Here is a 13,124-nt window from a genome sequence, read left to right on the forward strand (position 1 = left end):
TTATTTGACGATTTTTCAATGTAGCAGGATCAAACCAGCTTTAATCAAGCAATGACCACTTTATTTCGGGGAGTTCTTCCAAGGCAGGTTTTGCAAATAAATATCCTTGCATTAAAACTATTCCTATGTTTTTTAAATATAAATACTCCTCATGAGTTTCTATTCCTTCTGCCAACAGTTGAATATTTAACCGTTCACACATAATCAAAATTCCATGGATTATTGCTTGTTTTGCAGGGTTTTTATCGATATTTCGTGTTAATAACATATCCAGTTTTATGTAGTCAGGTTGGAAGCCACTTAATAAATTAAGGCCGGAAAATCCTGCGCCAAAGTCGTCAATAGCAGTTTTAAACCCTTGCTTTTTATATGCTGTTAGTATTTCGACGAGAAAGTCATGACTTACTACTTGCTCATGTTCAGTAATTTCAAAGTGTATATTAGCAATAGGTAATCCACAGCGCTTAGCCGCTCTAAGGGTTTTTGCTAAGCATGCTTTGGGCTCGTAAATTGCCTGGGGCATAAAGTTGATATTCAACGTACATTTTGAATTTAGCGATGCAAAAGTTTCAATTGCTCTAACTCTACAGGTCTGATCAAAACTGTATTTATTTTCATCATTTACTTTACTCAATACATGAAAAGCACTTTCGCCATTTACGCCTCTTACCAATGCTTCATATGCCACGACTTGTCTAGATTTAACATCTACAATAGGTTGAAATGCCATTTTAATGTCAAATTCGAGTGGCGTTGCACAATTGCATGGGTGAATATTCATTTCTAACATAATTTAAACTGTATTAATCTACCTACTCTTAAAGTTAGAAAACGCCCCCTACAATTGCAATTATAAATTCTATAAAGACAAATAAACTTAATAAGCTCAAATAAATCAGCACCTTTGGCTATGACTTATTTGGTTAACGCCATTTTGTCCAATATAAATTCTAAAACCTCATCTCGAACCAGATAAAACACAGCCAAATATATTGTATACAAAATATTGTATTATGAATTCAATCGATCTACCATTGTTGTGCATCTTTTAATCTAACAATAAAAAATTTGGGGAAAGTATGTATATAAAAACAACAAACAACTGGCGTAAAAGCCTTATTGCAGCTGCGATCGCTAGCTGTTTATGTGCGCCAGTCGCATTCGCTCAAGGGAAAACAACCGGGAGTATCGAAGGTAATGTTTTAATTGAAAGTGGTAATTCACTTGCCAATGTTGAGGTGCTGTTAAAACACAACACCAAAGGCATAGTCAAAAGAACTACCACTAACAGCCAAGGCGAATTTAGCTTAAAAGGTTTACCTATTGGCACATATACTGTCACGTTCAGTAAAGACGGCTTTCAAACGCAGTCTGAATCGCGGTTGATGATTTCTGCTGGTCTTACATCAACAGTAGACGTTTCAATGTATTCAAATGACATTGAACGTATTGAAGTTAATGGCGCTGCTATTCGTGTCATTAATATGGAAAGTTCAACCACACAACTTTCCATCACCGATGAAGAATTAGCCAAATTACCTGTGGCTCAAGATCTGTCATCAGTTGCCCTATTATCACCTGCGGCATCATTAGCTGCTGACCCTGCTGGCGAGTATGGACGAGGAGTTTCTTTTAGTGGCTCATCTGTTGCCGAAAACGGTTTTTTCTTAAACGGATTGAACATTACTGATATTCGTAAAGGTCTTGGTCACATTAGCTTCCCATGGGAAGCTGTCGCTCAAACAAATATAGTTACCGGTGGCGTACCTGCAGAGTTTGGTAATTTTATCGGTGGTGTCACCGATGTCGTAACAAAATCAGGTGATAACGAATTTAAGTTTGGAGCGAGATTTGACTACAATCCTGGTAGTTTTTTGCGCTCAAGAAGCCCTGATGTATGGCTTTATGATACAGGCCATCCAGACACCGATGCTGATGGCAATGTCACAGGCTATCCATTTACCCTAAGCACCTATAATGGCGAAGATTATACAAAAAATGCACGTTACAATATTTGGGCAAGCGGCCCAATTATTGAAGATACGCTATTTTTCTACGCCTTATACAACCCGCAAAAAGTAACACATCGTTGGGCAGACACTACATCGATCACCCAAAGAGAAAATGAAGCTGATTTCTGGTTAGCAAATATAGATTGGTATATTAATGAAAACCATAGTTTGACATTCACCGCTATGAATAATGAGCGTGAAAACAGTGATTACCACGCTGACTATGATTTTCACCCATCTAATCGTGATAAATCACGTCAATCAGGTGAGTTTGGCGAGCCTACACAATCTGAATCTGGTGGCCAGCTTTTCTCTGTTAACTACAACGGTTATATCACCGACGATTTAAGTGTTTCAGCGGTATATGGTGTAACAGAGCAAGACTCATTAGAAATTAACCCCGTCGCTCACTTAAGTCGCGTATGGGATAGCCGAAGTGGCAGCTGGCAACGCCGTGGTGACTGGCAAGGCTGGTCAAGTGGCGCCAAAAGTGAAGACACGCGCAAGCAGTTTAGGGTCGATTTTGACTGGGTATTAGACGACCATACTATTAGCTTTGGCTATAGCCACGAAAACATTGAAACCTTTGATCGTTCTGAATATTCGGGCGACGGCTGGCGTTATGATATCTACACAGCAACAGAGAGTCGTATCGCTAACATCAATGCCATTATTGAACGAAATGCAGCTCGCCAAGGTGTTGATTATGTTCCATCGCCTTTGCAGGTTGGCGACAGCTATTTCTGGACCAAAGAGTATAAGAAAAACGGTACTACTGAACAAAACTATCGTTCATTTTATATTGAAGATAACTGGCAAGTTACTGATCAATTAACCTTAAATATTGGCTTGAGAAATAGTGCTTTTGATGCCGCTACGGGGACAGGTGAAGAATATGTATCCATGGATAATCAGTGGGCACCTCGTTTAGGTATTAATTATGACTTATTGGGTGACGGTGGCACTAAGATATTTGCTAATTACGGTCGCTATTACATGCCAATCTCACCAAATACCAGTGCACGTATGACCTTGCCAGAAGTAAATATTACGGCTTACGGTTTAATGGACGGAACGTTTAATGAGGAAAACAATACCCCAAATCGTGTCGGTGAATTGTTTGCTATGGAAGTTAACAGCGATGGAGAGCTAGCCCAACCAGTGTCGACCTTTGTTGATAAAGATCTTGAACCTATGTACAGCGACGAATATGTACTAGGTATTGAGCATGAACTCAACGACGAATGGGTTGTGGGTGCACGCTATATTTATCGTGATCTAAAATCGTCAATTGAAGATACTAACTTACGATTCGCCCTAGTAGAAAAATGGGGACGCGAAAACCCAGAACAACTAGAAGTACTGCAAAACCTAGGTTTAAACACCAATGTAAGCTGGTTAGCCCTAGTTATTAATCCAGGTAACCCAGTTAAACTAGCCTACGATATTAACCAAGACGGCAAAGTTTCAGGTGATGAATATGTTGAATGGGATGCTGATTATTTAGGGTTGCCAAAAGCTAAACGTAAATACCATGCGCTAGAGCTTACTGCCAACGGTCAAATCTCAGACAACTTTAAATTACAAGCTTCTTATACTTGGTCAAAAAGTGAAGGTAACACCGAGGGGCTGGTCAGTGGAACTCACTCTCAAGCAGATCCAGGCTGGTCAGGTTCATACGATGCACCTGAGTTAACAGACAACAGTTATGGTCGTACATCTAACGATATTCCTCATAAGATTAAAGTATTTGGTACATACGACATCAATGATGCGTTTTCTGTTGGTTTCAACATGCAAATTCAACAGGGTCGCCCTATTAACAAGTTAGGTTACCACCCTCAAGGGGTAGGTTCTTGTAGTGAGCCGATGTGGCTAGATGACGAACATACGCAGTTTAATCCTAATGCGGTAACCGACTGTACAGATATCCGTGGAACGGATTTTTACTACAATGGTGAAGACTCACCACGCGGCTCACACGGACATAACAAGTGGATTTATAATCTTGATTTGAGTGCCTCTTATAGTACCGAAGTGATCGGGGGTAACTTATTTGTTTCTGCGACGATATTCAATGTATTTGATTTTGATACGCCAACGTCTTATAACGATATAGCTGAATTGCAGCAAGGTGTTGATAATCCAAATTATCGAAGTCCTGTACAGTTTCAAGCGCCCCGCAGTGCACAATTAACAGTACGTTATGAGTTCTAATTATTAACGTTTATCGTGATAAAAATGCCGCTGTTTATGCGGCATTTTTTTAAATACGTACACAACAAAAAACTTCATATTTGCGATTAAACTTGTTCTAAATATTTAAACTCGCTATGACATGAACTTGACAATTACGAAACCCTTCGTTAAAACCTAATGCTTTGATAATTAAAATTTTAACAAGGACTGTATGAAAAATTTACTACTCTTTGTTGTACTTTTTGTAAGTACATCAGTTCAAGCTGAATCAATCTCCCCGACAAAGTCAGGCCTTTATGATGTTGGTGGCTTTAAACTCTATTTAGCGTGTTATCAAAATAACAAACCGACTTTGATACTTGAACAAGGATTTGGCCGTTGGGGGTCAGACGGTATTTGGCAAAAAAACATCGAAAAACTGCAAAACCATTATAGCGTTTGTCTATATGATCGCGCGGGGTTGGGTAAGAGCGAAAAAGGCCCGGAGCCATTTACTGTTAATGATACAGCCAACTGGTTACACACTTTATTACAAAAAGCTGAAATCAATCCGCCTTTTTACTTTGCTGGTGGCTCTTATGCTTTATATATTATCAAGGCTTACAACAACTTGTATCCAGATAATGTGTTAGGCGCTATGTTTATTGACCCTCCACAATTCGGTTACTTTTATACTATGGCCACCCGATGGCCAAAAAACTTTACCACCAAAGATAAAACGTTACAGCGCCAGTTTGATTTTGAACAAAGCATTCATGATCCAATGTTTGAACGCGCGCCTGAAAAAGTTGATCATTTGGCAAGTTATCAATTGCTCAAGAAGGCGAGAAGTTTTGGCAGTAAACCGATAATTACGGTGAGAAAAAAGCTAACAACTGAGCGTTACGATCCTGAAAATGTGCCACTAGCTATAGCCACTAAAATGAATAAATTTGACGCCAATGCAGAGAACTACTTTTACAGTCTTTCAACTCAAAGCAAAGTGATTTATTCAATGTCAGACAAACATCATCTGCATATCACCGACCCTGATCTGGTTGTGTCAAGCATCATCGAATTGCAAAAAAGTAACCATTAACTATTCGGAGTCACCATGTATTTAACCATAGCCCCTTATTTAGGTCTTATTGCCACAGCTTGGATGATAGTAGGTGTAGCCATTGCAGGAAAACGATACCCAAACTACAGCCATGTAAATCAGTTTTGTAGTGAATTGGGCGCTAGTGGTAGCCCAACAGAAAAACTCTCTCCAAGAATAAATAATTTTCCATTAAGTATGCTTTTTGTCGCTTTTGGTTGGTTTATTTTACAGCAGCCTGAAGTAAGCACATTACTTGTTATTATTGGCTGGAGCATAGTGGCTCACGGTGTTGGTACATTGGTAGCGGGTGTTTTTCCGATGGATGCTGATCCTTATATTGAAAAACCCAGTACTAGGTGCCAAGTTCACACTTTTGCTGGCGTAGTGATGTTATTTTCTTTAATCATCGCCATGCTAATAGCACCTTTTGCAAGTGATTTTACCTACACGTTTAAGTTATTTTCAATTCTCTGCCTAGTGGCACATTTATACTTTACCTTTTCATTGGCAAACGCCTATCAAAACAGGCAAAAGATAGGATTACACCAAAGATTGAGTTACGGTGCGCAATTGATTTGGTTAAGTGGTTTATCTGTTGAATTTGTAGTTTAAATCACCACATCTATTTTGATACTAAAAAACAAGGAATCAAACCATGAGATTCGAAATGTTAGTCGGATTAAACCTGTCTAATGAAAGCTTGTACACAGCATACCGAGAAGCAATGGCGCCTTTATTAACTGCACATGAAGGTGGCTTTGGTTGTGACTTTAAAGTATCTGAAGTATTAAAAGCACCTGCAGATACAGGTGACGCAACATCGATAAACCGAGTTTTTACAATCTATTTTGCCAGTGAACAGCAAAAAGATGCATTTTTTAATCATGAAGCATACCAAGCTATCAAAGCTGAGTATTTCGAAAAATCGGTGAATAGCACAACAATTATCGCTAGTTATTTCAACACCAATTAGGTGTATTGTTCAAGGATGATGATAATGGAATATTTTGTAGCACTAGCTTTCTTTGCCTTTGCCTCGTCAGCAACACCTGGGCCAAACAATGTGATGGTAATGACATCAGGATTAAACTTTGGTGTACGCCCAAGTATCCCTTTGTTATTGGGTATCTGTATTGGATTTTCTTTAATGATAGTCGTTGTTGGATTAGGCTTTTCACATCTATTTACAGTGTTTCCCAGTTTGCACCTTTTGATAAAGATTATTGGTACAGGTTATTTACTTTATCTTGCTTACTTAATCACAAAAACGCCTTCAACCACCACTAAAGAAACGAGCGACAAACCACTCACATTCATTAATGGTGCATTGTTTCAATGGGTTAATGCTAAAGCTTGGGTTGTTGCAACAGGAGCAATTGCCGTATATTCGTCAAGCGACGCTGAACTCATCAATCAAACTATCATTATTGCCTTAGTGTTTTTAGTCGTTTCACTCCCTAGTGTTGGTCTATGGCTAGTTGCAGGCTCTATACTTAGCCATTGGTTAAAACACGAAAATAAACGTAAAGCGTTTAACTATGTCATGGCATTTTTGCTGGTATTGTCGGTATTTCCTGTTATAAGTGAATTAATGGCGATCATGCTTGCTACTTAGGTTCAGGAGTATCAGTTGAAATTGAAAAGATTATCTTTTGCTTTTTTACTCTTTGTGATTTTAGCCTCATCCCCTGCCACTGCTAACAACTCACCAGCATGCGAAACGTTATATTTTCCGATAGATTTTGACCAATATGGCCTGCCTTATATTGGTTTAATGATAGATAATTCAGTTTATCGTGCACATGTTGATTTAGGCGCCAGCCATGCGTTACATCTGCCGCAAAAAATGTTATCAAAAATACCGAATTTAAAACCTACAGGGAAGCTTGTCGAAACACTCAATGTGGCTGGAGAATCTTTTACCGCTAAACAATATACGATTCCTACCCTAACAGTTAAATGCATGGACTTTAATAACTTAACCGCATTAGAGCTCAAAAATTGGGGAGCAAAACTAGGTGCTACGCACAAAGAGCACAACAACAAAGATATCATTATTGGCGCTGATTTTTTTCATGGAAAAACAATACAAATCGATTACAAACGACGTTTATTAACGGTTTTTGGCCAAGATGAAAAGTTGAATACTCCATCTGATTTGAATGAAAGCCTATCTTTTGAACGTTCAGTCTTTGGCATTAGTATTTCGTTAAGTTCAGGGGTTAAATATTATCAAATGGTGCTCGACACAGGGGCATCTGCATCACTTATTTCAGCAAACCGTATCGACAATAAAGAACGGATCTCAAGCTGCCAATTTGTTGTCAGTGAACATATAGAGTGTCAGTATATCAACACCTTATTGATGGCTTATGGTTTGCCTTTTAGATCAAAATTATACCTTTACCCCATCACTGAAAAATTCCAATATGACGGCATACTGGGTCGCGATTTTTTTCAACAGTTTATCGTGACGTTAAACTTTAGCAACAACACCATAACATTAACATCGGCCTAAAAAAGCTATTTTGCTAATGTATCATCAGCCATACAAGCATCTAACAGCTTTTGTTTTATTTTCTCATCACTTAACGTTTGTAATAATGCAACCGTGCCAATCAAGCTAGCCGCTTGTTGAAAGGCCAAATTTTCGTTATTGGTAAATTGATTTATATTTTCGACAAATCCGGCAAATATCTGAGTATAAGTGTCTCTAATTTTAGGATCTCGATGACGAATATCTGATACTAATGACGCCATCGGACACAGCGCCTCATTATTTTCAAAATAAGTTTGCTGTAGATATCGATCGCGGATTTCTAATGGCGAGCCGCCACAACCACTGGTGATATGTTCATATGCTTGCTGTGCAGCCACTGAAATAGACTGCTGATATAGATCTGCTTTGGTTTTAAAGTGCGAATAAAAAGCTCCCCTAGTTAGATCTGCTTCTTTCATCACATCATCAATGGATATTTCATCAAAACTGTTTCGAGTAAACAATTTCGCAGCCGCTATCAATATCCGCTGCTTAGTAGAATTTTTGTGATTACTGTCCCAAGGCATAAAACGCTCCAAAATATGTTCTTGAACATATTCTGTAAGTTAATAGCATGAAATACAACAAGAGTTTTATTTTATACAACCAACAGGAGTTACTATGTCAAAATTAACCATCTTAGGCCCACAGTTTTCCACCTTTGTCAGAACAATTGAGCTCGTGTGTCGCTATAAGAATATTCCATACCAAGTCGGCATGGAATATGAAGGAACGTCATTAGAGTTTCGTGACTCACAACATCAAAAATTACACCCGTTTACTAAAGTACCGGTATTAATAGAAGGTGATTTTATCTTGCCTGAAACTGTTGCTATTGCCACTTACCTAAATGATAAACAAGGTCCAGACATATTTCCCGCTGAAACAAAAGACAAAGCTAAAAACCTTGCTTGGGTTAGCATGATTTCTCAATACGTTTACCAGCATTTAATAAGTCAATATTTATTAGAACTTCGTTTTCCTAAAGGTGAAAATGGTGCCATTCGAATGGACGTTGTTGAACAGCAAAAACCTATCGCGCAAGCAACCTTAGAAAAACTTGAAGCACAAATTAGTGATCAAGGTTTCTTTATCGGCGAGCAATTCACCCTGTGTGACGCCTTGTTACTGCCAATACTTACATACGTATTTGCATTGCCAGAGCCTTTTAGCATCCACCAAAACACCCCTAAATTAGCTCAATATCTCGATAGAGTTAGCGCGCTTAATTTTGTGCAAGGTGTATTAACACTACCGCAAGAATAACAATAAAATTTAAATTGTACTGGCAGAGCGTTAAATCTCTGTCAGTCTTAATATAGACATAGACAATCCTAGAATTTGCTATGAAAAAACTTCATTTATTACGTCACGCAAAATCATGTTGGAAAAATAAATTACTCGAAGATGAAGACCGCCCTCTAAATTCAAGAGGCAAACGTAACTGTGTTTTAATGGCAGAAAAACTATCAAAAATGCTAAACAGTGAGCTAACAATTTTTTGCAGCCCAGCACGAAGAGCACAAGATACTATCACTCGCATTTTACATCACGCAAATATCGAAAAGCAGTATCAAATATGCCAAACACTTTATACATTCAATGTGCAAGACCTAGTAAGCTTTATTAACGAGTTGGATAATAAATACGAGCAAGTTCTTTTAATCGGACATAACCCTGCGCTTACACATTTAATCAACTTAACCAATACCCTACATTTAGATAATTTACCCACCTGCAGCTATATTTGTTTAACCAGCGAACACTTAACTGACTGGCGACACACTCCAAAATTTAACTGGCAAATAGAAGATTTTATCTCTCCCAAAAATAAGTTTGTTACTGCAAATCGCTAACACTTTGCAACAAAATGAAACCTTCACAAGATAACCAACCTATTTTTTCAGCCATTTATCGCATTTTTTTAAATTTACATTTTCATTAATCAAAGTAAACAAATTCATAACAAACACAGTAAAAATAAGGCTTTCGCTCTAAAAAACCCAACCTAATACTTTAAAAAGGTTAAACTTTTCTAAAAAATCATACTTGTTAACAAATTGTATTTAAAGTATTAATAGCCCATGCAATTTGTAAAGAAACGTAAATTTTCGTACATGTTGCATGCAAAATGGAATTGAAATGAAAGGAAGCGACATCTAATAAACATTGGAAAAAATAATAATATGAAAAATAATCACATCTCAAAACTGGCTTTTGCCGTTGCGTTGTCATTAGGCGCAGCTGTAATAGCCCCCGCTAACGCGGCAGAAAAGTTTGGTGTTATTCAAGGGACAGTCTCTATCGAAAACTCGGAAGCAGGTCTTGCTGGTGCTAACATTACGATTCTTAATAAAAGTAATGGTTTTACCAAATCGCTTACTGCAGATGAAAATGGTGAATTCCGCCTGTCACAGTTACCAGTGGGTGTTTACACTATCACTATTACCCAAAACGGTTATGAAAAGTTTGTCAACGATAATGTTGTAGTAACCATAGGTAAAACATCTAAAGTAGAAGTACCAATGTACTCAGGTGATATTGAAAAAATATCAGTGACGGGTTCACGTGTAACAATGATCGATACTACAACCTCTACCAGTAGTTTAAATATTACTGCGGTAGAATTAGACCTGTTACCGGTAAACAGAGACATAACTTCTATTGCCTTATTGGCAGAAGGCACGGTAAAAGGAGACGTTGGTTTTGGAAACTTAGCCTCTTTTGGTGGTTCGTCGGTTGCCGAAAACGCTTACTTTGTTAATGGTTTAAACGTAACAGATTTTCGTAAAGGTCTTGGCGGTGTAACGGTTCCACACACAGCTTACGCTGCACATGAAGTCAAATCTGGTGGCTATGGTGCACAATTCGGTAAATCTACTGGTGGTGTGTTAAGCTCTGTTACTCAATCAGGCAGCAACGAATTTAAATTTGGTGCGAATTTGCGTTATACCCCTGATTCTGAAAGACATGATGACCTTCTTTACCCATCAACGATTTATTCAGCAGCAAGTAAAGATAAAGATGGCAACCAGAAAATCTTAAACAATGAGGGCGACAATCGCACTTATACAGGTTTTAACCACAGTCGTACTGTAAATGCCGAAATTTGGGCTTCTGGTCCAATTATTGAAGATACGCTATTTTTCTATGCGCTTTATAACCATAGAGATAGAGAAAATCGCTACGCTGATCGTTTCCGAACTAACCCCTATTTGAAATCTGCATTACAACGAGCAGCAGATGATAGCAAGTATGCGGACGAATTGTATGCCGATAGAAATTATAATAAAAATGATGACCCTCATTATTTTCTTTCATTAGACTGGTTCATTAACGCCGATCACTCAATTAAGTTATGGCGCATGGATACACGCAGTGATAACCAAATTCGTATTGAGCGTGATTTTTACAACCTTGAAACAGTTGGTAATGAAGCTGTTGGCACACCATTTAAAAGTGAAGAAGTCGGTTACGCGTATAACCAAGATGGCGGTTATGCTTGGGCGGCAAACTATGATGGACATCTAACAGAAGATCTAACCATTTCTGTAATGTACGGTGAAGTGCTGTTTAACAACCGTTCATATTCAGAAAATGACGAAACCTGTCCTTATGTATACAGTTGGACAACTGGCCGAAGTGAAGGTTGCCAGATAAATTCTTACCGTTACGATTACTATGATAAACGTAAGCAGTATCAATTAAATGGTGAATGGTATATCAATTCTGACCACTTATTACGTTTTGGTTATGACGTTGAAGATAATAATTCATTTGATACTCGCTCATTCTCTGGTGGTGTATTTTATGGCTTTCATACAATCGCAGGTGGTGTAAAACTTAGAAATGGCTATACACCAGCTGAAAATATGGATGTTGTGCAACGTCGCTACCGAAACCGTGGTGGTAACTACGGTGTGAAGTCATCTTCTTGGTACTTAGACCACCAGTGGCAAGCAACCGATAACATCATGGTAAGTTTGGGTCTTCGAAACGAAACTTTTGAGAATGAAAACCCTAATGGCGACGTATTTCTTAAAGCAGATAACCAGTGGTCACCACGTATTGGTGTTGCATGGGACATTAACGGTGATGGTGAATCAAAAGCTTGGTTTAACATGGGCCGCTACTTCTTACCAGTTGCCTCAAATACTAACGTGCGTTTAGCAGGTGGCGAATTATGGACCACCGAGTACTTTACCTATACTGGCCGTGAAGCAGGAACTAATGCACCTATTTTAGGAGAAAAATTGGGTGACACTTACTACTACGATGATGGAGAAGTGCCAGATAAAAAAGAAGTAGTTGATCAATCAATCGATCCAATGTACCAAGACGAAATCATCATTGGTTACCAGCAAATGTTAAATGAAGACTGGTCAGCGAGTATTAAGCTAACTCACCGTCGTCTACAAAGTGTTGTTGATGATGTGGGTATTAACTACGTCTTAGATGATATGGGTTGGGTAGAGCCAACAGAAGAAATATTTGTATTAACAAACCCTGGCTCTACTATGCATATTGACTATGACACTGACGGTGATGGTACGCGTGAGTCTGTAGTTATTCCAGGTAACGTATTTGGCTTTGAAGATCCTAAACGTCACTATAACTCGGTAGCCTTAACGTTAAAACGTGGTTTTAACGACGACTGGATGGGAACTTTCTCTTACGTTTGGTCACAAAGTTATGGTAACGCAGAAGGTGCAGTGAAAACTGATAACGTTCAAGCAGATCCTGGCCTAACACGTGACTGGGACTCACTTGCCATAATGGACGGTGCAAACGGTTATTTACCTAACGATCGCAGACACGTATTTAAAGCTTATGGTGCATATCAAATTACTGATAACTTAACCGTTGGTCTTAATGCAACAATTCAATCAGGTATACCTCGTAACAAGTTTGGTCGTAGTTACTTCCCAGATCCAGATGGATACCATGGTGGTCCAACTTATTGGAACTTTGAAGAATTTAACCCACGTGGCTCTGTAGGACGTACTCCTTGGACGCGTGTGTTTGATTTATCACTTAACTACAAATTGGATGTTTATGGTCATGACCTAAACCTAAAATGGAAAGTGTATAACGTGTTAAATTCTGACACGACCACTAGATACGTTGAATTTGCCGAAAAAGGTTCAGGTGACACAGGTGGCTTTGTTAACGAGTTATACGGTGAAGTACAAAACCGTCTAGCAGCACGTTCTATGCGTTTTGAGTTAGATTTTAAATTCTAATTTAAATAGCATAATTAAATACTCAAAAGGCTTTGGTTAATCACCAAAGC

At 38.5% G+C, this 13,124-nt stretch carries 11 protein-coding genes; 9 read left to right on the forward strand and 2 right to left on the reverse strand.

What is annotated here, in order from left to right:
• Positions 1-40 precede the first annotated feature (40 nt).
• Entirely contained in the window at positions 41-781 is a 741-nt protein-coding gene (locus IE199_RS12995; protein WP_189771381.1) for an EAL domain-containing protein, read from the reverse strand.
• Between the two features lie 298 nt (positions 782-1,079).
• On the opposite strand from IE199_RS12995, the gene IE199_RS13000 reads away from it, so the two are divergent.
• From IE199_RS13000 to IE199_RS13025, 6 genes are all read left to right on the forward strand, one after another.
• Positions 1,080-4,229: a TonB-dependent receptor gene (locus tag IE199_RS13000; protein WP_189771170.1), complete on the forward strand. Its 3,150-nt coding sequence runs from the start codon at positions 1,080-1,082 to the stop codon at positions 4,227-4,229.
• 193 nt (positions 4,230-4,422) lie between these two features.
• Positions 4,423-5,289: an alpha/beta hydrolase gene (locus tag IE199_RS13005; protein WP_189771172.1), complete on the forward strand. Its 867-nt coding sequence runs from the start codon at positions 4,423-4,425 to the stop codon at positions 5,287-5,289.
• 15 nt (positions 5,290-5,304) lie between these two features.
• Positions 5,305-5,904 (forward strand): DUF998 domain-containing protein, encoded by a 600-nt coding sequence (locus tag IE199_RS13010; protein ID WP_189771174.1) that lies wholly within the window; start codon positions 5,305-5,307, stop codon positions 5,902-5,904.
• 43 nt (positions 5,905-5,947) lie between these two features.
• The gene (locus IE199_RS13015; RefSeq protein WP_189771176.1) at positions 5,948-6,265 is read left to right on the forward strand and encodes a DUF1330 domain-containing protein; all 318 of its coding nucleotides are present in this window, start codon (positions 5,948-5,950) and stop codon (positions 6,263-6,265) included.
• A gap of 24 nt (positions 6,266-6,289) precedes the next feature.
• Positions 6,290-6,907: a LysE family translocator gene (locus IE199_RS13020; protein ID WP_189771178.1), complete on the forward strand. Its 618-nt coding sequence runs from the start codon at positions 6,290-6,292 to the stop codon at positions 6,905-6,907.
• Between the two features lie 15 nt (positions 6,908-6,922).
• On the forward strand, positions 6,923-7,810 hold the full coding sequence (locus IE199_RS13025) for an aspartyl protease family protein (RefSeq protein ID WP_189771180.1): 888 nt from the start codon (positions 6,923-6,925) through the stop codon (positions 7,808-7,810).
• A gap of 5 nt (positions 7,811-7,815) precedes the next feature.
• Here the strand turns inward: IE199_RS13025 and IE199_RS13030 are convergent, their stop codons facing one another.
• The gene (locus tag IE199_RS13030; RefSeq protein ID WP_189771182.1) at positions 7,816-8,358 is read right to left on the reverse strand and encodes a TetR/AcrR family transcriptional regulator; all 543 of its coding nucleotides are present in this window, start codon (positions 8,356-8,358) and stop codon (positions 7,816-7,818) included.
• A gap of 94 nt (positions 8,359-8,452) precedes the next feature.
• Between IE199_RS13030 and IE199_RS13035 the strand changes: the two genes are divergently transcribed.
• The 3 genes from IE199_RS13035 to IE199_RS13045 all read left to right on the forward strand — a co-directional run bounded on the left by IE199_RS13035 (position 8,453) and on the right by IE199_RS13045 (position 13,074).
• Positions 8,453-9,097, forward strand: coding sequence for a glutathione S-transferase family protein (locus IE199_RS13035; protein WP_189771184.1), 645 nt, complete (start codon positions 8,453-8,455; stop codon positions 9,095-9,097).
• An 80-nt stretch (positions 9,098-9,177) separates the two neighbouring features.
• Entirely contained in the window at positions 9,178-9,687 is a 510-nt protein-coding gene (locus tag IE199_RS13040) for a SixA phosphatase family protein (protein ID WP_189771186.1), read from the forward strand.
• Positions 9,688-10,017: 330 nt separating this feature from the next.
• A complete protein-coding gene (locus tag IE199_RS13045) occupies positions 10,018-13,074 on the forward strand; it encodes a TonB-dependent receptor (protein WP_189771188.1) in 3,057 nt (1,018 codons plus the stop codon).
• The last annotated feature ends 50 nt before the right edge of the window (positions 13,075-13,124 follow it).

It is taken from the genome of Thalassotalea marina (assembly GCF_014656435.1).
In the GTDB taxonomy this organism is placed as follows: Bacteria; Pseudomonadota; Gammaproteobacteria; order Enterobacterales; family Alteromonadaceae; genus Thalassotalea_C; species Thalassotalea_C marina.